We start from the raw sequence: 24,540 nt of genomic DNA on the forward strand, positions 1-24,540 counted from the left end.
TTGTGCGCATTTAAATGTTGATTAATAAACGTGCGATTAGCTACAGTGAATTCCGTCGATTATGTTTTGATTGGTCAGCATTGGTGCAGTAGTCAAATCTGAAATTCGACTCGTATCACGTTGCGGCAGCGGACGTTTGGGGCATCCAGCGATCGGGCACGGGCGACGCCGACGGCGAGTCACGCCGTCGTGAAGCGGGATAGTCAGCCGACTTCTGGCAAATGACCCAAGCTATTGTCGCCGCTCCGATCGAGGATTCACGCCGGCCCTCGCCGGATGGTGATCGCCGGCCCGCAATGTTAGTGAAATCCTGTGGCAAATAGTAATATTAGCGATCCACCGCTTCGCCTGGCCTGGGACAGGCCTGATTCTCGCACCGTTGGCTCGAACGCGGCATATTTTGTTGAAATAGCCTATCCTGCTTGGGATTAAGAGTCTCAAGCCGTTGTGGCGGGACTGCCGGTGGACACCTTCCGTCGGGGGCCTTGTGCCACCGGTCTGGCTAACACGCCGACCTGGACATCGTCCTTAGCGCAAGGCGATGGTCGCGCAGCGCTCCGGGCCGAGCAGTTTGGCCACGGCAAATGCGTGGCACAGTTCACAAAAAGTGCGTGATTTGGCTCACGATCACACCTACGCGCTGAGCCGCTGACGTGAGCGAAAAATGCGCACGTGACCTGGGGGGACAATTAGCTGACGCAGCCGCAATCGGCCCGTTATTGGTTCGAGATAGCGGCGTGTCGTGAGATGACGAATGCTCCCCGGTCTCGTACGGTCCGTTTCGGCCCGAAAAAGGCAAAGCAAAATCGAATCCACGGACCCGCGTGTGAGCGGAGGCTGCGGACGGCGACGACGCCTCCGTATAGCCGTCGGGCAGAAGCCCGGTCGGCGGCTCAGGCCCCCGCTGTCGTGCCCGAACGAGACGGCGCGACTCGAAGCATCACCCCGCCCTGGACACAGGCACCCGCCCACATGGCTGGGCTTATTTCGGCGCGCGCACCGCGAAAGGAACGATGTTGAAGAACGTCCGCCAGGCGCTCACCATGGCTGCGATCACCGGTGTGCTCGCGACGGCGCCGCTTACCCTGTCCAACGGCGTCGCCTTCGCAGCAGACGACATGCGGTGGGACCCGAACACGCTAGGCGCGCCCTTCCTGCCTGCTGGGTTTGTGGCACCGCCCGCGCCCGACGCTGCGCCGGCTCCGGACGCGCCGGACGCGCCGCCTGCTCCGGACGCTGCGCCGGAAGCTGCGCCCGCACCGGACGCGCCCCCGCCGCCGGCCCCGCCGGCCGACCTGCCCCCGGCGCCCGACGCGCCGCCACCTCCGGCGCCGGAAGCTGCGCCCGCACCGGACGCGCCCCCGCCGCCGGCTCCGCCGGCCGATGACGCGCCCGCGCCGAAGCCGGCCAAGGCGCCCGTCAAGGCGTACACCGTCAACTGGGACGCGATCGCTGCGTGCGAGTCCGGTGGCAACTGGGGGATCAACACCGGCAACGGCTACTCCGGCGGTCTGCAGTTCACGCCGAGCACCTGGCGGGCCAACGGTGGCTGGGGATCCCCTAACGGCGCGAGCCGTGAGGAGCAGATCCGGGTAGCCGAGAACGTGCTACGCACGCAGGGCATCGGCGCCTGGCCGGTCTGCGGCCGACGCGGCTGACCAACGCGAACAAACTGACGGCGGTGGCCGGGCTGAGCCCGCCACCGCCGTCAGGCGTCTCACGCGGCTAGAGGTCGAACACCAGCAGGGTGCTGGTAGCGGTCGCCACGATCGCACCCGACGCGTCGGTGACTGCTCCCTCGGTAAAGGCCACCCGCGAACCCGCTTTGACGACGGTCCCGGTCGCGGTCAACGGGCCGGCGCCGAGCCGGACCGGCTTGAGGTAATTCACCTTGATCTCGATCGACGTGTAGCCCCTGCCGGCTGGTAGCGTGCTGTGCACTGCTAACCCGGCGACGGAATCCAGCAGCGTGCAAACCAGGCCGCCGTGGACGCCGCCATTCGGGTTATACACCGACCCGTCCGGTCGGCAGGCGAACACGACCTTGCCGGGTTCTGCGTCGACAAGCTCGCATTGCAGCAGCGCGGTCATCGGGGGTGGCGGAAGCTCCCCGGCGATCATCGCCTTGAGATAGTCGATGCCGGCCATAGCGAGGCCGCGCGCAGTGCCCGGGCCGGGGTCGTGCCACGTCACCGTGCGTGAGCGTTGCGGTCCCCACAGCTCTTTTTCCGTGTTGTTGTCGACGGTGGTCATGGTGTCCTTTCTGCTCGCTGCTAGGCCGTCGCCCAGTGGTAGCGGTCACGACCCGGGTCGCCCGGACGGACCGCGTGGTCGAGGCCCCAGGCCAGCAACGCATCCAACACCGGCAGCAGCGCGCGGCCGGAATCCGTGAGCTGGTAGTCGAATCGCGGTGGCGCTGCGCTATACCGGACACGCTGGATTACCCCGGCGTCGTCCAGCGCCTTGAGCCGGGCCGCCACCCGGTCCCGGGGCGCGCCGGTGCCGCGAACGATGTCCTCGAAGCGGCTGTTACCCAGGGCCAGCTCGCGGACGATCAGCAACGCCCATCGCTCGCCGACCAAATCCAGGGCGGCGGCGATGGGGCAAGGCCGGCCGGGCAGGTCGGCCAGCGTGACAGCCGGCACAAGACCAGCATGTCAACATCGAGTTTGAAAATCAAACTTACTCCACGTGATGCTGCGCACACCGCACCAAGCACCGCCCTGTGTTACCAACGACTCGTGACCGCAACGGCATTCGACAACCTCGACGACTACGTGGCGCTGCCACGTGTCTCGGGCCTGGCAGTCTCGGCGGACGGCTCGCGGGTGGTAACCACCGTGGCCGAACTCAACGAGAAACGCACCGAGTACGTCAGCGCCGTCTGGGAAGTCGATCCGACCGGCGACAGGCCCGCACACCGGCTTACCCGTGGCGCGAAGGGGGACTCCTCACCGGCGTTCAGCGTGCACGGCGACCTGCTGTTCGTCTCCTCGAGACCTACCGGCGACAACACCGACAAGCCATCGGCCTCGCTGTGGCGGCTGCCCGCGGAGGGCGGCGAGGCCGTCGAAGTGTTGAGCATGCCCGGTGGGGTCAGCGTGGTACGCACCGCCCGCGGCGCCGACGCCACGGTAATCGGCGCCCCGCTGTTGCCGTCGGCGCGCGACGTCGACGACGACCGGCGGCTGCGCGATTTGCGCAAGGCCAACAACGTCAGCGCGATCCTGCACTCCGGGTATCCGGTGCGCTTCTGGGACAAGGACATTGGCCCGGATGAACCTCATCTGTTCGACGCGGCGGATCTGCGGGATCTGACGCCGCAGCCCGGCGGGGCGCTGCGTGAAGCCGGATTCGATGACGCCGTATTTGATATCAGCGCCGACGGCCGATTCCTGGTGACGACCTGGCGGGTCACCGGGCCCGAGGCCACCGAGCGCTCGGTGCTGGTGCGGGTTGACCTGGCTTCCGGAGAACGCCGCGTGATTGCTGACGATCCGGACGCCGACCTCGAACAACCCGCGATCTCGCCAGACGGGTTGGCGATCGCGTTCGCCCGGGAAACCATCACCACTCCAGACCTTGCCCCGCGAATGACGCTGCAATACCTGCGATTCGGCGACCAACCGCGATCGGTGGCGCAAACATGGGATCGCCGGCCGACGTCGATAACCTGGTCGAGCGATGGCACCTCGCTGGTGGTAACGGCCGATCAGGGCGGCCGGGCTCCGGTGTTCCTCGTCGAATTGTCGAGCTCGACGGTCACGCAGCTCACCGACGACGACTTCGCTTACACGGACGTCGTCGCCGCGCCCGGCGGTGTGTTGTACGCCTTGCGCAGCTCGTATGCGGCACCGCCGCATCCGGTGCGGATCGATCCCGGTGGTGCCGTCACCGTGCTGCCATGCGTCGACTTGCCAACGCTGCCGGGAACTTTGACCGATGTCACCGCCCCCGGCGCAGACGGGACGGTGTTGCGATCGTGGTTGGTGCTGCCCGACGACGCAGCGCCCGCCCCGCTGCTGTTATGGATCCACGGCGGGCCGCTAGACAGTTGGAACAGCTGGTCATGGCGATGGAACCCGTGGCTGCTGGCCGCCAAGGGCTACGCGGTGCTGCTGCCCGATCCGGCGCTGTCGACCGGCTACGGACAGGAGTTCATCCAGCGTGGTTGGGGGGCGTGGGGCGGACCGCCGTTCGACGATCTGATGGCCGCCACCGACGTGGCCTGTGCTCACCCGCGCATCGATGCGACCCGGGTCGCCGCGATGGGCGGCTCATTCGGCGGCTACATGGCCAACTGGGTCGCCGGCCACACGAACCGGTTTGCCGCGATCGTGACCCACGCCAGCCTGTGGGCGCTGGACCAATTCAGTCCGACAACCGATCACGCCTACTACTGGCGCCGTGAGATGACGCCGGAGATGACCGCCGCACACTCGCCACACCAGTTCGTCGACCGGATCGGCACGCCGATGCTGGTCATCCACGGCGACAAGGACTATCGCGTGCCGATCGGCGAGGGCCTGCGGCTGTGGTACGAGCTGCTCGCCAAGTCGGCGCTGCCGGCCAGCGAGGATGGCAGCAGTCCGCACCGGTTCTTGTACTTCCCGTCGGAGAACCACTGGGTGGCCGCGCCACAGCACACGAAGATCTGGTATCAGGTGGTGGTCGCCTTCCTGGCCGAGCACGTGCTGGGGGAGAGCGCCGAATTGCCCGAGATGCTCGGAGTAGCGTCGCGCCTGTGACCGGAACGCGCGAATACGACATCGTCTTATATGGGGCAACTGGCTTCGTGGGTAAGCTGACCGCCGAATACCTGGCCCGCGCGGGCGGAGACGCGCGGATCGCGCTGGCCGGCCGGTCGACCGAACGCCTGCTCGCGATCCGCGAAACGCTGGGAGAGTCGGCGCAGTCTTGGCCGGTCCTGGTGGCGGATGCCTCCTCGCCGTCAACGCTGGATGCCATGGCCGCCCACACCAGGGTGGTCGTCACCACCGTCGGGCCCTACAGCCGGTACGGCCTGCCGCTGGTCGCGGCGTGTGCCGCGGCGGGTACCGATTACGCCGACCTGACCGGCGAACCGCCATTCGTTCGCGACAGCATCGACCTGTACCACAAGCAGGCCCTGGATACCGGCGCACGCATCGTGCACGCGTGTGGATTCGACTCGATCCCTTCAGATCTCACGGTGTACGCGCTGTATCGGAGGGCACGTGATGACAGCACCGGCGAGCTGGTCGGCACCGACTTCGTGGTTCGCTCCATGTCCGGCGGGCTATCCGGCGGGACGATCGCCTCGGGTGTGGAAGTGCTGCGCACCGTTTCCAGTGATCCCGACGCGCGCCGTCAGTTCGCCGACCCCTACACGCTGAGCCCCGACCGCGGCGCCGAACCCGAACTCGGCGCCCAGCCCGACCTGCGGTGGCGTCGTGGTCGCCAGATCGCCCCGGAGCTCACCGGTCTGTGGACGGCCGGATTCGCGATGGCGCCCACCAACACCCGAATCGTGCGCCGCAGCAACGCATTACAGGGGTGGGCGTACGGCAAACAATTCCGGTATAGCGAGCACATGAGTCTGGGGTCGTCGGCCGCGGCGCCGGTGGCGTCAGCCGTCGTCAACGTGGTCGGCAACGCAGTATCGGGGTTGGGCAGCCGCTATTTCCGGCTGCTGCCGCCTCGACTGGTGGAGCGGGTGCTGCCCAAACCCGGCAGCGGGCCCAGCGCAGCCGCTCGGCAGCGCGGCTTCTACAAGGTCGAGACCTACACCACCACGACCACCGGTGCCCGTTATGTCGCCACCATCGCCCAGCAGGGCGACCCGGGATACCAGGCCACCTCGGTGCTGTTGGGGGAAAGCGGGCTGGCGCTGGCCAAGGATCGCGATGAACTCTCCGAGCTACATGGTGTGCTGACACCCGCAGCCGCGATGGGTGACGCACTACTGGCGCGGCTCCCGGCCGCAGGGGTGTCGCTGGAAACCGCCAAGCTGACGCCCCGCTAACGCCCGGTGACGATGCGGGCCGTGGAGCGGCCCGAGGTGGGGGTACCGCCCGCTTGCGGGGGAGAGGCGGGCAATCAGCAATTAAATCTGCTCTGACGAACTCCTGTCGGAGCGCTCCAGCTCCGACTAGTGTCGTTATCGAGTTACCACACCATCCCAGCAACGTTAGGTGGACGGGTTCATGTCTGGCCTTGAAGATCTTCTCGCTCAGATCCCCACGAGTGACATCGCAAGCAAGATCGGCGTCGACGAGGGCGAAGTCAACAAAGCAGTTCAGCTGTTGGTACCGGTGCTGGTCGGCGGACTGCACGAGAACGCACAGGACCCCGATCATGCCAGCAAAATCGAGTCCGCGGCCGACAGCCACGTCGGCCTGCTCGACGGCGGCGTGAACCTTGATCATGTCGACGAGCAGGAAGGCCAGCAGGCGATCGCGAGGATCTTCGGCGGCAATGATGCCGCCCAGGTCGCCAGCGCGCTGGCCGGCGGCGGCGGAGGCGACAGCAATCTGCTCAAGCAGCTGCTGCCGATCTTGGCGCCGATTGTGCTCGCCTATGTCGGAAAGCAACTCAGCGGAAAGAGCGGAGCTCCCGCCGGCGCCGGCGGAGGCGCGCTCAACGACGTGTTGGGCAGCATCCTCGGCGGGATGGGCGGCAACAAGTCGCTGGGTACCGTGTTGGGCAATGTATTGGGTTCCAAGGCCGGCGACATTCTCGGCGGCTTGCTGGGCGGCAAGAAGTAACCAGGGACGGCACCGCATGCGGGCGGTGTTCGTCGCGCACCCCGGTGCTTTCTAGAATTGACGGGTGACCGCTAGCCCCGAACCTGCCGCCAACGAGCGGGCCGAAGCCCTGCCCAAGGCGTGGGATCCGGCTGCGGTCGAAAGCGCGATCTACCAACGCTGGGTCGACGCGGGCTACTTCGCGGCGGACCCGACCAGCGCCAAGCCTGGGTACTCGATCGTGCTGCCGCCGCCGAATGTGACCGGCAGCCTGCACATGGGCCACGCACTGGAACACACCATGATGGATGCGCTGACCCGCCGCAAGCGCATGCAGGGTTATGAGGTGCTGTGGCAGCCAGGCATCGACCACGCGGGCATCGCGACGCAGAGCGTGGTGGAAAAGCAGCTCGCGCTGGACGGGAAGACCAAGGAGGACTTCGGCCGCGAGCTGTTCGTCGACAAGGTGTGGGACTGGAAGCGCGAGTCCGGCGGCGCCATCGGTGGCCAGATGCGCCGGCTGGGCGACGGCGTGGACTGGAGCCGCGACCGGTTCACCATGGACGAGGGCCTGTCGCGAGCGGTACGGACGATATTCAAGCGGCTCTATGACGCCGGCCTGATCTATCAAGCCGAGCGGTTGGTGAACTGGTCGCCGGTGTTGGAAACGGCGATCTCGGATCTCGAGGTCCGCTACGAGGACGTCGAAGGCGAACTGGTGTCGTTCCGGTACGGCTCGCTCGACGACGCAGAGCCGCACATCGTGGTGGCCACCACTCGGGTGGAAACGATGCTGGGCGACACTGCGATTGCGGTTCATCCCGATGACGACCGCTACCGACAGCTGGTTGGTACCACATTGCCGCACCCGTTCCTGGACCGGCAGCTCATCGTCGTCGCCGACGACCATGTCGACCCCGAGTTCGGTACCGGCGCAGTCAAAGTCACGCCTGCCCACGACCCGAATGACTTCGAGATCGGGCTGCGCCATCAGCTGCCGATGCCGTCGATCATGGACACGAAGGGCCGGATTGCCGACACCGGAACACAATTCGACGGGTTGGACCGCTTCGATGCCCGCGTCGCAGTGCGCGAAGCTCTTGCGGCGCAGCGCAGGATCGTTGAGGAGAAACGCCCTTACCTGCACAGCGTCGGACACTCCGAGCGCACCGGCGAGCCGATCGAACCGCGGTTATCGCTGCAGTGGTGGGTGCGGGTGGAATCGTTGGCCAAGGCTGCTGGCGACGCGGTGCGCAATGGCGACACCGTGATTCATCCCGCCAGCCTGGAGCCGCGCTGGTTTGCCTGGGTCGACGACATGCACGACTGGTGCATTTCGCGGCAGCTGTGGTGGGGTCACCGTATTCCGATCTGGTATGGGCCCGACGGTCAGCAGATATGCGTGGGCCCGGACGAGACACCGCCCGACGGCTGGGAACAGGACCCCGACGTGCTGGACACCTGGTTCTCGTCGGCGCTGTGGCCGTTCTCCACGCTGGGTTGGCCGTCGAAGACCCCGGAACTGGAAAAGTTCTATCCGACAAGCGTTCTGGTGACCGGTTACGACATTTTGTTCTTCTGGGTGGCCCGGATGATGATGTTCGGCACCTTCGTCGGCGGGGACGACGCCATCACCCAGGACGGCAAACGGGGCCCGCAGGTGCCGTTCACCGATGTCTTCCTGCACGGCCTGATCCGAGATGAGGCGGGCCGAAAGATGAGCAAGTCCAAGGGCAACGCCATCGATCCGCTGGACTGGCTGGACATTTACGGCGCAGACGCGTTGCGGTTCACGCTGGCCCGCGGCGCCAGTCCCGGCGGCGATCTCGCGGTCGGCGAGGATCACGTGCGGGCGTCGCGCAATTTCGGCACCAAGCTCTTCAATGCCACCCGGTTCGCATTGCTCAACGGTGCCCACCTCGCCCCGTTGCCTGACCTCGCCGAATTGACCGACGCCGACCGTTGGATCCTGGGACGCTTGGAAGAAGTTCGCGCCGAGGTTGATTCGACTTTCGACGGATATGAATTCAGCCGGACCTGTGAAGCTCTGTACCACTTCACCTGGGATGAATTCTGCGACTGGTATGTCGAACTGGCCAAGACGCAGCTGGCCGACGGTCTGACCCACACCACCGCGGTGCTGGCCGCCGTGCTGGACACCCTGCTGCGGCTGCTGCATCCAGTGATCCCGTTCATCACCGAGGCGCTGTGGCAGGCGTTGACCGGTCAAGAGTCGCTGGTGATCGCCGACTGGCCGAGGTCGTCCGGTATCAGCCTGGATAGGGTTGCCGCGCAACGGATCACGAACATGCAGAAGCTGGTGACCGAGATCCGCCGCTTCCGCAGCGACCAGGGTTTGGCGGACCGGCAGAAAGTGCCGGCCCGGCTATCCGGCATCGACACCGCGGACCTGAGCGGCCAGGTGGGCTCCGTCACATCGCTGGCGTGGCTGACCCAGTCGGGCCCGGAATTCAGGCCGTCGGCGTCGCTTGAGGTTGGCCTGGGCGGGGGCTCGAACTGTTCCGTAATGGTCGAACTCGACACCTCGAGCACCATCGACGTCGAGGCCGAACGTCGACGCCTCGAAAAAGATTTGACCGCAGCACAAAAGGAGCTGGCGTCCACAACCGCCAAATTGGGCAACGCCGACTTCATGGCCAAAGCGCCGGCCGCTGTCGTCGACAAGCAACGAGAGCGTCAGCGAGTCGCTCGCGAGGAAGCCGACCGGATAACGGCCAGGTTGGCCGGGCTGCAGTGACCCTGGAGCCGCCCGACCCAGGATCTACCGGCGTGGTTCCGACCCCAGATGAGATCGCGGCCCTAGTGCAGGTCGAGCATTTGCTCGACCAGCGCTGGCCGGAAACCAAGATCGAGCCGAGCCTGACCCGCATCAGTGCGCTGATGGACCTACTCGGCTCACCGCAGCGCGGCTACCCGTCGATTCATATCGCCGGCACCAACGGCAAGACCTCGGTGGCGCGGATGGTCGACGCGCTGTTGACCGCATTGCACCGGCGCACCGGACGGACTACCAGCCCGCACCTGCAGTCGGCGCTCGAGCGGATCTCGATCGACGGACACCCGATCAGTCCGGCCCAGTATGTGGCCACCTACCGGGAGATCGAGCCGTTCGTGCAGATGATCGACCGGCGGTCGCAGGACGACGGCGGCCCGGCGATGAGCAAGTTCGAGGTCGTCACCGCAATGGCGTTCGCGGCGTTCGCCGATGCGCCGATCGAGGTCGCCGTCGTCGAGGTGGGTCTGGGCGGCCGTTGGGACGCCACCAATGTGGTCGACGCGCCGGTCGCGGTCATCACCCCGATCAGCGTCGACCACGTCGAATACCTCGGTGGCGACATCGCCGGGATCGCCGGTGAGAAGGCCGGCATCATGACCAAGGCGGAGGAGGGCGCGCCCGACACCGTGGCGGTCATCGGCCGCCAGGTGCCCGAGGCGATGGAGGTGCTGCTGGCGCAGACCGTGCGCGCCGACGCCGCGGTCGCCCGCGAGGACTCGGAATTCGCGGTGCTGGGCCGTCAAGTCGCCATCGGCGGGCAAGTGCTGCAACTGCAGGGCCTCGGCGGGGTGTACTCCGACGTGTATCTACCGCTGCATGGTGAACATCAGGCCCACAACGCGGCGGTGGCGCTGGCCGCGGTCGAGGCGTTCTTCGGTGCGGGCGCGCAGCGTCAACTCGATGTGGAGGCCGTCCGGGCCGGATTCGCCGCCGCCACCAGCCCGGGCCGGTTGGAGCGCATGCGCAGCGCCCCGACGGTGTTCATCGACGCCGCGCACAACCCCGCGGGTGCGGCGGCGCTGGCGCAGACGCTTGCTGAGGAGTTCGATTTCCGATTCCTGGTCGGGGTGGTCAGCGTGCTGGCCGACAAGGACGTCGGCGGCATCTTGGCCGCGCTGGAACCGGTGCTCGATCGAATCGTGGTCACCCACAACGGGTCTCCGCGTGCCCTGGACGTCGAGTTGCTGGAGCTTGCCGCGCAGCAGCGGTTCGGGCCCGACCGGGTGATCGGCGCCGAGAGCCTGCCCGCCGCCATCGAAACCGCGACCGCGCTGGTTGACGACGCGTTCGCAGAAGGGGAAGTCGGGGAGGACGCATTCTCCGGCACTGGCATTGTGATCACCGGCTCGGTGGTCACCGCCGGGGCTGCACGTACGTTGTTCGGTCGTGATCCGGCGTGACGGACCCGGACGACAACGGTGGAGTCCGGTCGCCGGATCCGTGGAAAAGCTTCCGTGGGGTGACGGCCGGGACGCTGATCCTGGAGGTGATCGTGGTGCTGCTGGCGTTGCCGGTGGTCAGCGCAGTCGGCGGCGGGCTGACGCCGGGCGCACTGGGATACCTGCTGGGTTTGGCGGCGGTCCTGGTCGTGCTCGCCGGGCTGCAGGGCCGGTCGTGGGCCATCTGGGCGAACCTTGCCGTGCAGCTGGTACCGATCGCCGGCTTCCTGGTCTACCCGGGGGTGGGTTTCATCGGGATACTGTTCGCCGCGGTCTGGGCGCTGATCGTTTATTACCGGTCCGAGGTTCTCCGCAGGCAGCGACGTGGGCTCCTCCCGGGCCAAGAAGGCCCGCCGGACTGATCGCCGTCGTCGGTGCGCCTCGTTGGTTCGGTACGCTGTCCGCCGTGACCGCGCCGGCGATGATGCAGTGGGGGCACCCCCAGCCGCGCCGGCGACGATGCAGAGCGAAGCGATGGGGAGGAGCGGCGCTAATGGCTGCGCTGGCGACGATGCAGTGGGGGCACCCCCAGCCGCGCAGCGGCGAGGGGGACGAAGCGATGGGGAGGAGCGGCGCTAATGGCTGAGCGGACCCTCCTGTTGATCAAGCCCGACGGGGTCGAGCGACGCCTGGTGGGCGAGATCATCGGCCGGATCGAGCGCAAAGGCCTGACCGTCGCGGCGCTGGAAATGCGCGTTGTCAGCGACAAGCTGGCCCGCCAGCACTACGCCGAGCATGACGGCAAGCCGTTTTTCGCGTCCCTGCTGGAGTTCATCACGTCGGGACCCCTGGTGGCCGCGATCGTCGAGGGCCCACGGGCGGTCGCGGCGGTGCGGCAACTGGCCGGCGCAACCGACCCGGTCGAGCAGGCCGCGCCCGGCACCATCCGCGGCGATTTCGGCCTCGAAACGCAGTTCAACCTGGTGCACGGCTCCGATTCGCCAGAGTCGGCTGAGCGTGAGATCGCGCTCTGGTTTTCCGGGACCTGACCCCGGGTCGGTGCACTCGGTCCTAGGCGCCTCGGCGGTATGGGATACTGAGTAGCGGGTGAACGTCGCCGGACCGGCTTCCGACGCCCGAATGAAGACTTCGACAAGCGCGACCACCGCGAACCGCGATGCGGCGCCGACTGTCCAGCCATCATTCAAACCGGCGCCGAGCGCGTTCGAAATGAGCTGCTCGGGGCGAGACCATCACAAGTTCGGGAGAAGTGGCCCGGACACATAGCAAAGCCCTCGCGTGGCCGCGTCGCAAGGACGCGCCCGGGGGCTTGAGGAGATTACGTGATAGACGGTGGCCCATCCTCAGAGCTTCCCGAAGACTCGTCGCAGCACGAGGACCTGCCTGAACGGCTAAGAGTCCATTCGCTGGCGAGAGCGCTCGGGACGACCAGCAAACGGGTGCTTGACGCACTGGCCGAACTCGACGGCCGGATACGTAGCGCGCATTCCACCGTGGACCGCGTCGACGCGGTCCGGGTGCGCGACTTGCTGGGCAGCACGCCAGCTACCGCCGTCGCGGCGGTCATCGCGACCGAGACCGAGGCGGCCGTCGCGGCGGAGGAACCTGAATCCCGGCTGATGCTGGAGACGGCGGCCGACCGTCCTGAGTACATGCCGCTTTTCGTCGCGCCACAGCCGATCGAGATCGACGACAGCTCAGACGACACCGACGACTCGGCGGACTCCGACGATGACGACCTCGACACCGACGACGACCAGACCGAACGCCCGGCCGGCCGGCGGCGTCGCCGTGGACGCCGCGGGCGTGGCCGCGGCCGCGGCGAGCAGGGCGGGTCGGAAAACCGCGATGGCGACGACGCCGACGGTGGCGACGCCGGTGACAACGGCGAACGACGAGATTCGGCCGACGCCGAGAAGGACGAATCCGAGGAAGCCGACGGTGGCGACGGTGAGGACACCGACACCGGTGACGCGGACAACGGTGGGGCCGATGCCGGCAACCGTCGTCGCCGACGCCGTCGTCGCCGCAAATCGGGGTCCGGCGACGACAACGACGACAGCCCGTCGCCCGACGATCCACCGAACACCGTGGTGCACGAGCGGGCACCCCGGGCCGCTGACAAAGCCAAGAACGACTCCGCCAGCACCGAGATCCAGGGCATCGACGGATCGACCCGGCTGGAGGCCAAACGGCAGCGCCGCCGCGATGGGCGCGATGCCGTACGCCGCCGCCCGCCGGTCCTGACCGAAGCCGAATTCCTGGCCCGCCGCGAAGCGGTCGAGCGGGTGATGGTGGTGCGCGACAGGGTCCGCACCGAACCGCCGCACCCCGGCGCCCGGTACACCCAGATCGCCGTTCTCGAAGACGGCATCGTCGTCGAGCACTTCGTCACCAGTGCCGCCTCGGCATCCCTGGTCGGCAATATCTATCTGGGCATCGTGCAGAACGTGCTGCCGTCGATGGAGGCGGCCTTCGTCGACATCGGCCGCGGCCGCAACGGCGTGCTTTACGCCGGTGAGGTGAACTGGGAAGCCGCCGGGCTGGGCGGGTCCAACCGCAAAATCGAGCAGGCGCTCAAGCCGGGCGACTACGTCGTGGTGCAAGTCAGCAAGGACCCGGTCGGACACAAGGGTGCCCGGCTGACCACCCAGGTGTCGCTGGCCGGTCGCTACCTGGTGTACGTGCCCGGTGCATCGTCGACCGGGATCAGCCGCAAGCTCCCGGACACCGAACGCCAACGCCTCAAAGAGATCCTGCGTGAGGTGGTGCCGTCAGACGCCGGGGTGATCATCCGTACCGCCTCCGAGGGCGTCAAGGAGCAGGACATCCGCGCCGATGTGGCCCGCCTGCAGGACCGGTGGGCGAAAATCGCCGCGCAGGCGGAGGAGACCAAGGAGAAGGCGGCCGGCGCCGCTGTGGCGCTTTACGAAGAGCCCGACGTCTTGGTCAAAGTGATTCGTGACTTGTTCAACGAGGATTTCGCTCAGCTGATCGTGTCCGGCGAGGAAGCCTGGACCACCATCAACGAGTACGTGAATTCGGTTGCCCCCGAGCTTGTTTCGAAACTGACTAAATACGAGGTCGCAGAGCTTGCTGAGGGACAGGCGGGCCCTGACGTCTTCGCGGTGCATCGCATCGACGAGCAACTGGCCAAGGCGATGGACCGCAAGGTCTGGCTGCCCTCGGGTGGCACGCTAGTGATCGACCGAGCCGAGGCGATGACAGTGGTCGACGTCAATACCGGCAAGTTCACCGGGTCCGGTGGCAACCTCGAACAGACCGTTACCAAGAACAACCTCGAAGCGGCCGAAGAGATCGTGCGCCAGCTGCGTCTGCGCGATATCGGCGGCATTGTCGTCATCGACTTCATCGACATGGTGCTCGAGTCCAACCGTGACCTGGTGCTGCGCCGGCTGACCGAGGCGTTGGCTCGTGACCGCACTCGTCATCAGGTGTCCGAAGTGACCTCGTTGGGGCTGGTGCAGCTCACCCGCAAGCGGCTCGGAACTGGGCTGATCGAGGCGTTCTCCACGACGTGTCCGCACTGCGGCGGCCGCGGAATAACCCTGCACGCTGACCCCGTCGACTCGACGTCGGCGACCAGTCGTAAACCCGAGTCGGGCGGCAAGCGGGGCCGGCGCTCCAAGAAGAGCCGGTCCGACGAGCAGGCGGTGGCCAAAGTGCCGGTGCACACTCCCGGCGAACATCCGATGTTCAAGGCCATGGCCGCGGCCAACGGTCGCCATGACGACGAAACCGACGAGGCTGCGCCCATCGAGGACGTCGATGCAGCAGTCGGCGAGCACGACCGGGACCACGCGGAAACCGATGGTCAGCTCCAGGAGCAAGTCGCGCGCGAGGCCGCCGAAGAAGACTTGGAGGATGCCGACTTCGACGACAGCGATGAAGACGACGAGGTCGACCTCGACGACGACGAGGACCTCGACGACGAGGACCTCGAGGATGAAGAAGACGAGGACGATGAGGTCGATGAGGACGAGGATCTTGACCTCGACGACGATCTCGACGTCGAGGACAGCGACGACGCCGAAGACTCCGATGTCGAGGAATCGGGCCACGAATCTGCCGTCGCCGCCTTCACCGCGCCCGCTGCGCAACCCCGCCGGCGTCGGGCAGCGGCCAGGCCGGCCGGCCCACCGATCCATGAGGCCTGAACTGACTGGTTTGACCCTTTAGCCGCTGGTCACGTACCCTTGACCAGTTGTCACCAGGCCCGCTGACCGGGTTTTGGTCGGCACTCCCAGACCAGCCCGCGCACCTTCGGTACCGCGCGGCGCCCGAAGGACGCGAAGAAGAAGAGGTAGACGTAACCATGGCGACCTACGCAATCGTCAAGACCGGTGGCAAGCAGTACAAAGTCGCGGTCGGGGACGTGGTCAAGGTCGAGAAGCTCGAGTCCGAGCCTGGCGCGAAGGTGTCGCTGCCGGTGGCCTTGGTCGTTGACGGCGCCACCGTGACCACCGACGCCGCGGCGCTGGCCAAGGTCGCGGTGACCGGTGAGGTGCTCGAGCACACCAAGGGTCCCAAGATCCGTATCCACAAGTTCAAGAACAAGACCGGCTACCACAAGCGTCAGGGTCACCGTCAGCAGCTGACGGTCCTGAAGGTCACCGGCATTAAGTAGCGGAGGCGACGAATAGATGGCACACAAGAAGGGCGCTTCCAGCTCACGCAACGGGCGCGATTCCGCCGCCCAGCGCTTGGGCGTCAAGCGGTTCGGCGGTCAGCTTGTCAAGGCCGGCGAGATCATCGTCCGTCAGCGCGGCACGCATTTCCACCCGGGCAGCAACGTCGGCCGCGGTGGCGACGACACCTTGTTCGCCAAGGCGGCGGGGGCCGTCCAGTTCGGCGTTAAGCGGGGCCGCAAGACGATCAGCATCGTCACGGCCCCGACCACCTCTGACTGAGACCGACTGAGCGTCGCGAGTGTGAAGCCGCACTAGCTTCGCACTCGACGAGTAAGAGGAACCCGATGCCTCGGTTTGTCGACCGCGTCGTCATCCACACGCGGGCAGGCTCCGGCGGCAACGGCTGCGCGTCGGTCCACCGCGAGAAATTCAAGCCGCTCGGCGGTCCGGACGGCGGCAACGGCGGCCGCGGCGGCAGCGTCGTGCTGGTCGTCGACCCGCAGGTGCACACCCTGCTCGACTTCCACTTCCGGCCGCACATCGTCGCTGCTTCAGGCAAGCAGGGAATGGGCGGTAACCGCGATGGCGCCGCGGGTGCCGACCTGGAAGTCAAGGTCCCCGACGGGACTGTCGTGCTCGACGAGGACGGCCGGTTGCTCGCCGACCTCGTCGGTGCGGGCACCCGCTTCGAAGCCGCGGCCGGAGGTCGCGGCGGGCTGGGCAACGCCGCGCTGGCCTCGCGGGCCCGCAAGGCGCCGGGTTTCGCACTGCTCGGCGAAAAGGGCGAATCCCGCGATCTCACACTCGAACTCAAGACCGTCGCCGACGTCGGGTTGATCGGGTTCCCGTCGGCCGGCAAATCCTCGTTGGTGTCGACGATCTCGGCGGCCAAACCGAGGATCGCCGACTACCCCTTCACCACGCTGGCGCCCAATCTGGGCGTGGTCTCGACGGGGGAGCGCACCTTCACCGTCGCCGACGTGCCGGGCCTGATCCCGGGTGCGTCGCAGGGCCGCGGTCTGGGCCTGGACTTCCTGCGGCACATCGAGCGGTGTGCGGTGCTGGTGCATGTCGTCGACTGCGCCACTGCCGAGCCGGGCCGCGACCCGGTGTCCGACATCGATGCGCTGGAAGCCGAACTGGCCGCCTACACGCCTACGCTGCAGGGTGACTCGGCGCTAGGTGATCTCGTAGAGCGGCCGCGGGCGGTGGTGCTCAACAAGATCGACGTGCCGGAGGCCCGCGAGCTGGCCGAGTTTGTTCGCGACGATATCGCCGCGCGCGGCTGGCCGGTGTTCCTGGTATCGACGGTCAGCAGGGAAGGGTTGCAGCCGTTGGTCTTTGCGCTCGCCGACATGGTGTCGCAGTATCACGCCGCACAGCCGGTTCTAGTGCCGCGACGGCCGGTGATCCGCCCCATCCCGGTCGACGAGTCCGGTTTCACGGTGGAATCTGACGGGCAGGGTGGCTTCGTCGTCCGCGGCCGGCGACCCGAGCGCTGGATCACGCAGACCAATTTCGACAACGACGAGGCGGTCGGCTACCTCGGTGACCGGCTGGCCCGGCTGGGCGTCGAAGACGAGCTGCTGCGACTGGGCGCCCGGCCTGGATGCGCGGTTACCATCGGCGAGGTCACCTTCGACTGGGAGCCGCAGACGCCGTCCGGCGTTGACACCACGATGGCTGCCCGCGGCACCGATGCCCGCCTGGAAAGCACCGACCGCGTCGGGGCCGCCGAACGCAAGGCGGCGCGCCGTCGTCGCCGCGAGCCGCGCGCATGAGCACCGCGCGTGAAGCTGTCCGGACAGCGCGAAGCGTGGTGGTCAAGGTCGGCACCAGCGCATTGACGACGCCGACCGGCATGTTCGACGCTGGCAGCCTGGCGGGGCTGGTCGACGCGATCGAGGCTCGGATGAAAGCCGGCTCCGACGTCGTCATCGTCTCCTCCGGGGCCATTGCGGCCGGCATCGAGCCGCTCGGGCTGGCCAAGCGACCCACTGACCTGGCCACCAAACAGGCGGCGGCCAGCGTCGGGCAGGTCGCACTGGTCAACGCGTGGAGCGCCGCATTCGCTCGCTACCAGCGCAGCGTTGGGCAGGTATTGCTGACCGCGCACGACATTTCGATGCGCGTGCAGCACACCAACGCCCAGCGCACCCTGGACCGGCTGCGGGCGCTGCACGCGGTGGCGATCGTCAACGAGAACGACACGGTCGCGACCAACGAAATCCGGTTCGGCGATAACGATCGGCTCTCGGCATTGGTGGCGCACCTGGTCGGGGCCGACGCGCTGGTGCTGCTGAGCGACATCGACGGGCTCTACGACTCCGATCCGCGCAAGGCCCGCGAATCACGTTTCATCCCTGAGGTTTCCGGGCCCGCCGACCTCGACGGCGTGATCGCGGGACAAAGCAGCCACCTGGGCACGGGCGGAATGGCGTCGAAGGTGTCGTCGGCGCTACTGGCCGCCGACGCCGGGGTGCCGGTGCTGTTGGCAGCCGCCGCGGACGCCGCGAACGCGTTGGCGGATGCCTCGGTGGGCACGGTTTTCGCCGCGCGGCCCAACCGGATGTCGGCACGTCGGTTCTGGGTGCGCTACGCCGCGGAGTCCGCCGGTGCGCTCACCCTGGACGATGGCGCGGTGCGTGCGGTGCTGGGCCAACGCCGTTCACTGCTGCCCGCGGGTATCACGGGGCTTACCGGCCGTTTTCACGGCGGTGACGTTGTCGACCTGAATGCGCCCGACGCGACCCTGGTGGCCCGCGGCGTGGTCGCCTACGACGCGGCCGAGCTGGCCACCATGATCGGCCGGTCGACCTCAGATCTGCCCGCCGAGCTGCGCCGGCCCGCCGTGCACGCCGACGATCTGGTGGCCGTCTAGCCTGCAATAGGCTTCAGATACAACGCGCCCCAGACGATTTCGGTGAGCGTCGCGGCCAGTTCGGCATCGTATGTGGGCGGTTCGGTCGGCAGGTTCTGTTGACAGGACCGCTCGACCATCCAGGTGAGCGCACTGGCCGCGGTCGCCGCGGGCAGCTCGCGGCGGATTGAGCCGTCGGCCTGGCCCTCTTCGATGACACGGGTCAACCGCCCGGTGATCGCAGTCAGCAGATTGCGGTAGGTCGCTCCGACCAGGGAGTCATAGGCGGCCATCTCGTTGAGCGCGACGAGTACCGGTTGATGTCGCCGGTAGCTGGCGATGATGCTGGCCATCCCGGCGCGGACGTCGTCTGGATCGTGTCGCCACGCCACGCGCCACCAGCGCTCGGCGCTGTCAGCGAGATCGGCGAACACCTGCTCGGCCAGACGGCGCAACAGGTGGCCTTTGTCCTCGAAGTAGATGTAGAAGCTGGCCCGCGACATCCCGGCCTCGGTGGAGAGTCGATCCACGCTGAGTTCGGTGAAGCTGGCGCCGTCACGCACCAGTCGTTCGGTGGCGTCGAGCAACCGGCGTTCGATCTGCTCGCGCCGCTCCTGCCGCTTGGTTTGCGGTTTGCGGGTGACCGACGGCATGGCTCCTCCTCATCTCACCGCTGGCCAGAGCGTAGCCGAAATCTTGACATCTTGACTAGACATTATGTCTAGATTTATTGTCGGTGCTGTCCAGACTCGTGACCGACGTCATAGCCGATGGAGGACCCACCATGACAGCTACGGCCGCCACCCCGCGCGCCTACGACCCCATCGATCTGTCGTCGCGGGCGTTTTGGTCCACCACCGCGCAAGAGCGGGAGCGCTCGTTTGCACTACTGCGGGCCGAACGCCCGGTGAGCTGGCATCCTCCGGTCGAAGACGCTCTGATGACTGATCCCGACGACCGCGGCTACTGGGCGATCACTCGACGCGCCGACATCGTCACGGTCAGTCGCAACAACGAGGTGTTCCTGTCCGGCAAGGGCGTCATCTTCGAAAACGTTCCCGAGGAGCTTCTCGAAGCGTCGCAGTCCTTCCTGGCGATGGACCCGCCTCGGCACACCTTCTTGCGCAAGCTCGTCAGTGCTGCGTTCACCCCGAGGCAGGTCAGGCGCATCGAGGACTCGATCAAGGCGAACGCCAAGACCATCGTCGAAGAGCTCAGCGCCGCCGGCAGCGGCGTCGACTTCGTCGATCACTGCGCCAAGGAACTGCCCATCCGCACACTGTCGGACATGGTGGGCATTCCGGAATCGGAACGTCAGCACGTGGCGCATGCCGCCGATGCCATGGTGTCGTGGGCCGACTCGGTCTACCTCGACGGCCGCAACCCGATGGAGGTGCTTTTCGAGGCCCAGATGTACATCCATCAGGTGGCCGGGATGCTCGCCGCCGAGCGCCGCGAGCATCCCGGCGACGACCTCTTCAGTAGCCTGGTGAACGCCGAGGTGGACGGCGACCGGCTCGCCGATACCGACGTGGCCGCTTTCTTTGTGCTGCTCTCCGTGGCCGCCAACGACACCACCCGCCAGACCACCAGCCACGCGATGAAGGCGCTCACCGACTTTCCCGATCAGCGCGCCTGGCTGCTGGAAGATTTCGACAACCGCATCGGCGGGGCGATCGAAGAGTTCATTCGCTGGGCCACACCGGTGATGACCTTCCGCCGCACGGCCGCAACGGATTTCGAACTCGGCGGCCAGACCATCCGGGCCAGTGAGAAGGCGGTGATGTTCTACCCGTCCGGCAACTGGGACACCGAGGTGTTCGACCATCCGGAGCGCTTTGATTTGAGCCGAAGCCCCAACCCGCACGTCGGTTTCGGCGGCGGCGGAGTGCATTTCTGCCTCGGAGCACACGTTGCCAGAGCGCAGTTGCGCGCGATCTTCGGCGAGCTACTCCGTCAGCTGCCGGATATCCAGGCCGGCGATCCCGCATACGTGCCCGGCAACTTCATCCACGCCATTCGCGAAATGCCCTGCACGTTTTAGACGACTAACGAACCGACGCGGCGGCGAGCTCCTCGGCCAGCAGCGTCAGCACTTCCGAGCAACCGCCGTCGACCTTGACGGCGGCCAGGTCGTCGCCGCGGGTGGGCCCGCGGTTGACGATCGCGACCGGGATGCCCAGCGCCACAGCGTGGCGCACGAACCGATAGCCCGAGAACACCGTGAGCGATGATCCGGCCACCAGCAGCGCGTCAGCTCCGTTAATTAGCGAGAAAGCTTGTTCGACAACAGCTTTGGATATATTTTCGCCGAAATAGACGATATCGGGCTTGAGCATACCGCCACACGATGGGCAGTCCAGGTAGCGGAAGCAATCCGTTTCGGCGACGACGGCATCAGCGTCGGGAGCAACCGCCAGCCCACCGATTGCCTCGGCCCGCTCGACGAATCCCGGGTTGAGCGCATCGAGCTTTTCGCCGAGCGCGGCGCGGCTCATCGAGTCGCCGCAATGCAGGCAGATCACCCGCGCGTAGGTGCCATGCAGATTGATCACGTTGTGGCTGCCTGCCTTGGTGTGCAACAGGTCAACGTTCTGGGTGATAACCCCGGTCACCACGCCGTCGCGCTCCAGCGCAGCCACCGCTCGGTGCCCGGCGTTGGGCAGGGTTGCGTCCATGTGCCGCCAGCCGACATGATTGCGCGCCCAGTACCGTTGCCGAAACACCGGATCCGAGGTGAACTGCCGAATTGTCATGGGATTGCTCGGTGGCGAATCGGGACCCCGGTAATCGGGGATACCGGAGTCGGTGGAAATCCCCGCTCCGGTCAAAACCGCGACACGGCGACCGGCCAACAGGGCGATCAGCTCCGGAGATTCCGCGCAGGCCGTCACCCATTCGAGAGTACGGATCGGCCGACCTTACTGTGGGTGGCTTGCCACGTAGTCTGCGGCGGGGATCGGTGACGTCGCGGCATAGCCGATGGGTAGCAACACATCGCCCGCGGTCGTGCCGCAATAGACGTCCCAGCGGTAGTAGCCGGTGAACGTGGCGGGATCGGCGGCAAGCAGCGCTGCGTATTGGTTGACCGCACGCACGTATTCGTTCGCGTGGTTGTACCGGTAGATGGCGTGATCACGATCGTTGGCAAAGCCGTTAGCGGCGAGGTAGCGGCCCGCTGCCATGATGCTGTCGCGGGGCGAGTTGATATCGCCGCCCTGCCCGTAGCTGGCGAAGGTCGCGGGCAAGAACTGCATGGGTCCTTGCGCGCCGGCGGTACTGGCGCCGACGATGCTGCCGAAGCGGGTCTCGACGAGGTTGATCGCGGCCAGGTAGTTCCAGCCGACGCCGGTCTCAGCCTCCGCCGCATGGTAGTAGCCCATGAGTTCGTCGGCCGGAGCTGGTGGCTCGATGCGCCACGCAGGCAGCGTGTTTCTCACGGGTGTTATCGCGCTGAGCTGCCGACGGGCATCGACATTGCGGTCGTAGACGTCGAGCAGGGACGGCGGGATTCGCGGTCGTGTGATCGCATTCCACTCGGGGTGCCGCCCGATGGCGCGGTAGGCCGCCTGCTCACGGCGTGCGGCCGCCACCAGCGCTTCCTCCGCTGTTGACGGGTCACGCAGCGCGTGCTCGTCGGCGACAAGGTCGTCGGCCAGCTGCGCGGGGTCCGATGCCAGCTGTGGCTGCGCGCCCTTGGGCAGGTTCGGTGCGGCGGCCAATGTTCTTGACGCAAGCGGCGTGGCGGCGGCTGTCGTCGCGGTCACCGCGCTGGTTGGCGGCTCCGTCGACTGTGTGCAGCCGACGAGGGCGAACACGATCGCTCCAAGAAGCCCGAAAGCCGGCCGCAGCGGACCTGCGATGACACGGTTAGAGCCCACTGTGCTCACTTCCCTCGGTGGCCGGAATTCTCGCGGTTGCGGGTGGTTGGCCCGCCCGCGAGCCTTTCGTATCGGACCGTACGACATCAATGCGATGACGGCTATCGGTTCGTCGCGCATGCTGTGCTGATACCCGATGGTCGGGTGTGAACACCGGCCGGGCGACAATGGAAGGGCGATGGACTTTTATAACGCCTACAGCCAGGGGTTTGTCCGTGTCGCCGCGTGCACACACCATGCCGCGATCGGCGACCCGGCGGCCAATGCCGCGTCGGTCCTGCGGCTGGCCCGCCAGTGCCACGACGACGGCGCGGCCCTGGCCGTCTTTCCGGAGTTGACGCTGTCCGGGTACTCCATCGAGGACATCCTGCTGCAAGACGTGTTGCTCGACGCCGTCGAGGACGCCGTGCTTGATGTCGTGACGGCTTCTTCCGACCTGCTGCCGGTGCTGGTGGTCGGTGCCCCGCTGCGTTACCGGCACCGCATCTACAACACTGCGGTGATCATCCATCGCGGTGTTGTGCTTGGGGTCGCGCCGAAGTCGTACCTGCCCACCTACCGGGAGTTCTACGAGCGCCGCCAGCTCGCGCCCGGTGACGACGAGCGCGGCACGATCCGAATCGCCGGCATGCAAGCTCCGTTCGGCCCGGACCTGTTGTTCGCGGCATCGGACCTGTCCGATTTCGTGTTGCACGTCGAAATCTGTGAGGACATGTTCGTGCCGATTCCGCCCAGCGCTGAAGCGGCGCTGGCGGGCGCGACGGTGCTGGCCAACCTGTCGGGCAGCCCGATCACGATCGGGCGCGCCGAGGATCGCGGCCTGCTTGCCCGTTCGGCGTCGTTGCGCTGCCTGGCCGCCTATCTCTACGCCGCCGCAGGCGAGGGCGAGTCGACGACCGACCTGGCCTGGGACGGCCAGACCATGATCTGGGAGAACGGTGTATTGCTCGCCGAGTCCGAGCGTTTTCCCAAAGGCGAACGACGTGCGATCGCCGACGTCGACACTGGGCTGCTTCGCGCGGAACGGCTGCGGATGGGGACCTTCGACGACAACCGGCGCCACCACCGGGCGCTGGCGGAGTCGTTCCGGCGCATCGATTTTCGCGTGGAGCCACCGTCCGGCGACATCGGGCTGCGGCGCACGGTCGAACGGTTTCCGTTCGTGCCGGCTGATCCCAACCGGCTGCAGCAAGACTGCTACGAGGCCTACAACATTCAGGTCGCCGGGCTCGAACAGCGGTTGCGGGCATTGAAATATCCCAAGGTTGTCATCGGGATTTCCGGTGGGCTGGATTCTACGCACGCGCTGATTGTCGCTGCGCGAGCGATGGACCGCGAAGACCGGCCGCGCAGCGACATTTTGGCGTTCACACTGCCCGGCTTCGCGACTGGCGAGCACACCAAACGCAATGCGGTCGAGCTGTGCCGAACACTCGGTGTCACTTTCTCCGAGATCGACATCACCGAGACTGCAAAGCTGATGCTCAAGGAGATCGATCATCCGTTCTCACGTGGCGAGAGGGTCTACGACGTCACTTTCGAGAACGTCCAGGCCGGCCTGCGCACCGACTATCTGTTCCGGCTGGCTAACCAGCGCGGCGGAATCGTGCTGGGAACCGGTGATCTTTCCGAGTTGGGGCTGGGCTGGTCTACGTACGGTGTCGGCGACCAGATGTCGCACTACAACGTCAACGCCGGTGTGCCCAAAACACTGATCCAACACTTGATCCGCTGGGTCATCTCCTCCGGCCAGTTCGACCCACAGGTGGGTGAGGTGCTGCAGTCGGTGCTTGACACCGAGATCACCCCGGAGCTCATCCCGAGTGGCGAGGAGGAGGAGCTGCAGAGCAGTGAGGCCAAGGTCGGACCGTTTGCGCTGCAGGACTTTTCACTGTTCCAGGTGTTGCGCTACGGATTCCGGCCGTCGAAGATCGCGTTTCTGGCATGGCATGCATGGAGTGATCCCGACTGCGGCGGCTGGCCACCGGGGTTTCCGGATGGCATGCGACCGTCTTACTCGCTCAAGGAGATTCGGCACTGGCTGCAGGTCTTCGTGCAGCGGTTCTACTCGTTCAGCCAGTTCAAGCGCTCGGCGCTGCCCAACGGGCCCAAGGTGTCGCATGGCGGTGCGCTGTCCCCGCGCGGCGACTGGCGCGCCCCGTCGGACATGTCGGCGCAGGCCTGGCTCGACGAGATCGAGCATGACATTCCCGAAGAGTAGTACG

20 protein-coding genes are annotated in these 24,540 nt (G+C 66.6%); 15 read left to right on the forward strand and 5 right to left on the reverse strand.

What is annotated here, in order from left to right; genetic code table 11:
* Positions 1–1,016: 1,016 nt before the first annotated feature.
* Entirely contained in the window at positions 1,017–1,658 is a 642-nt protein-coding gene (locus tag VEI45_RS13730; protein WP_324854024.1) for a transglycosylase family protein, read from the forward strand.
* Positions 1,659–1,725: 67 nt separating this feature from the next.
* Here VEI45_RS13730 and VEI45_RS13735 read toward each other — a convergent pair whose 3' ends face one another.
* Together VEI45_RS13735 and VEI45_RS13740 are read right to left on the reverse strand one after the other, a co-directional pair.
* Complete coding sequence (locus VEI45_RS13735) at positions 1,726–2,253, reverse strand: PaaI family thioesterase (RefSeq protein ID WP_324854027.1); 528 nt, start codon at positions 2,251–2,253, stop codon at positions 1,726–1,728.
* A gap of 20 nt (positions 2,254–2,273) precedes the next feature.
* The gene (locus VEI45_RS13740) at positions 2,274–2,645 is read right to left on the reverse strand and encodes a helix-turn-helix domain-containing protein (protein ID WP_324854029.1); all 372 of its coding nucleotides are present in this window, start codon (positions 2,643–2,645) and stop codon (positions 2,274–2,276) included.
* A gap of 96 nt (positions 2,646–2,741) precedes the next feature.
* Here VEI45_RS13740 and VEI45_RS13745 point away from each other — a divergent pair, with 96 nt between their 5' ends.
* The 12 genes from VEI45_RS13745 to proB all read left to right on the forward strand — a co-directional run bounded on the left by VEI45_RS13745 (position 2,742) and on the right by proB (position 18,455).
* Positions 2,742–4,748 carry a S9 family peptidase gene (locus tag VEI45_RS13745; protein ID WP_324854031.1) on the forward strand — a complete coding sequence of 669 codons (2,007 nt, stop codon included), beginning with the start codon at positions 2,742–2,744 and terminating at the stop codon, positions 4,746–4,748.
* Positions 4,745–6,004: a trans-acting enoyl reductase family protein gene (locus tag VEI45_RS13750; RefSeq protein ID WP_324854033.1), complete on the forward strand. Its 1,260-nt coding sequence runs from the start codon at positions 4,745–4,747 to the stop codon at positions 6,002–6,004. Before VEI45_RS13745 ends, VEI45_RS13750 begins: the two co-directional genes overlap by 4 nt.
* Before the next feature lie 181 nt (positions 6,005–6,185).
* Positions 6,186–6,746, forward strand: a complete 561-nt coding sequence (locus VEI45_RS13755) for a DUF937 domain-containing protein (protein ID WP_324854035.1) — start codon at positions 6,186–6,188, stop codon at positions 6,744–6,746.
* 64 nt (positions 6,747–6,810) lie between these two features.
* Entirely contained in the window at positions 6,811–9,483 is a 2,673-nt protein-coding gene (locus VEI45_RS13760; RefSeq protein WP_324854037.1) for a valine--tRNA ligase, read from the forward strand.
* Positions 9,480–10,922 carry a bifunctional tetrahydrofolate synthase/dihydrofolate synthase gene (gene folC / locus VEI45_RS13765; protein WP_324854039.1) on the forward strand — a complete coding sequence of 481 codons (1,443 nt, stop codon included), beginning with the start codon at positions 9,480–9,482 and terminating at the stop codon, positions 10,920–10,922. The genes VEI45_RS13760 and folC overlap by 4 nt, the downstream gene beginning before the upstream one ends.
* Positions 10,919–11,323 (forward strand): DUF4233 domain-containing protein, encoded by a 405-nt coding sequence (locus VEI45_RS13770; RefSeq protein WP_324854041.1) that lies wholly within the window; start codon positions 10,919–10,921, stop codon positions 11,321–11,323. The genes folC and VEI45_RS13770 overlap by 4 nt, the downstream gene beginning before the upstream one ends.
* A gap of 216 nt (positions 11,324–11,539) precedes the next feature.
* On the forward strand, positions 11,540–11,950 hold the full coding sequence (gene ndk / locus VEI45_RS13775) for a nucleoside-diphosphate kinase (RefSeq protein ID WP_324854043.1): 411 nt from the start codon (positions 11,540–11,542) through the stop codon (positions 11,948–11,950).
* 294 nt (positions 11,951–12,244) lie between these two features.
* The gene (locus tag VEI45_RS13780) at positions 12,245–15,100 is read left to right on the forward strand and encodes an Rne/Rng family ribonuclease (RefSeq protein ID WP_324854045.1); all 2,856 of its coding nucleotides are present in this window, start codon (positions 12,245–12,247) and stop codon (positions 15,098–15,100) included.
* 158 nt (positions 15,101–15,258) lie between these two features.
* A complete protein-coding gene (rplU, locus tag VEI45_RS13785) occupies positions 15,259–15,570 on the forward strand; it encodes a 50S ribosomal protein L21 (RefSeq protein WP_324854046.1) in 312 nt (103 codons plus the stop codon).
* Positions 15,571–15,586: 16 nt separating this feature from the next.
* Complete coding sequence (gene rpmA, locus VEI45_RS13790; protein WP_324854049.1) at positions 15,587–15,853, forward strand: 50S ribosomal protein L27; 267 nt, start codon at positions 15,587–15,589, stop codon at positions 15,851–15,853.
* A gap of 65 nt (positions 15,854–15,918) precedes the next feature.
* On the forward strand, positions 15,919–17,355 hold the full coding sequence (gene obgE / locus VEI45_RS13795) for a GTPase ObgE (protein WP_324854051.1): 1,437 nt from the start codon (positions 15,919–15,921) through the stop codon (positions 17,353–17,355).
* The gene (proB, locus tag VEI45_RS13800; RefSeq protein WP_324854053.1) at positions 17,352–18,455 is read left to right on the forward strand and encodes a glutamate 5-kinase; all 1,104 of its coding nucleotides are present in this window, start codon (positions 17,352–17,354) and stop codon (positions 18,453–18,455) included. The genes obgE and proB overlap by 4 nt, the downstream gene beginning before the upstream one ends.
* Here proB and VEI45_RS13805 read toward each other — a convergent pair.
* The gene (locus tag VEI45_RS13805; RefSeq protein ID WP_324854055.1) at positions 18,452–19,087 is read right to left on the reverse strand and encodes a TetR/AcrR family transcriptional regulator; all 636 of its coding nucleotides are present in this window, start codon (positions 19,085–19,087) and stop codon (positions 18,452–18,454) included. The two genes, proB and VEI45_RS13805, sit on opposite strands and share 4 nt — an antisense overlap.
* 131 nt (positions 19,088–19,218) lie before the next feature.
* Between VEI45_RS13805 and VEI45_RS13810 the strand changes: the two genes are divergently transcribed.
* Positions 19,219–20,478 (forward strand): cytochrome P450, encoded by a 1,260-nt coding sequence (locus VEI45_RS13810; protein WP_324854057.1) that lies wholly within the window; start codon positions 19,219–19,221, stop codon positions 20,476–20,478.
* A 4-nt stretch (positions 20,479–20,482) separates the two neighbouring features.
* On the opposite strand, the gene VEI45_RS13815 is transcribed toward VEI45_RS13810, so the two are convergent.
* Together VEI45_RS13815 and VEI45_RS13820 are read right to left on the reverse strand one after the other, a co-directional pair.
* The gene (locus tag VEI45_RS13815) at positions 20,483–21,328 is read right to left on the reverse strand and encodes an NAD-dependent deacetylase (RefSeq protein WP_324854059.1); all 846 of its coding nucleotides are present in this window, start codon (positions 21,326–21,328) and stop codon (positions 20,483–20,485) included.
* Positions 21,329–21,355: 27 nt separating this feature from the next.
* Positions 21,356–22,315: a transglycosylase SLT domain-containing protein gene (locus VEI45_RS13820; protein WP_414687477.1), complete on the reverse strand. Its 960-nt coding sequence runs from the start codon at positions 22,313–22,315 to the stop codon at positions 21,356–21,358.
* 178 nt (positions 22,316–22,493) lie between these two features.
* Here VEI45_RS13820 and VEI45_RS13825 point away from each other — a divergent pair, with 178 nt between their 5' ends.
* Entirely contained in the window at positions 22,494–24,536 is a 2,043-nt protein-coding gene (locus VEI45_RS13825; protein WP_324854061.1) for an NAD(+) synthase, read from the forward strand.
* Positions 24,537–24,540: the final 4 nt, after the last annotated feature.

Origin of the sequence: Mycobacterium sp. (assembly GCF_035623875.1) — a bacterium.
Classification (GTDB): Bacteria; Actinomycetota; Actinomycetes; order Mycobacteriales; family Mycobacteriaceae; genus Mycobacterium.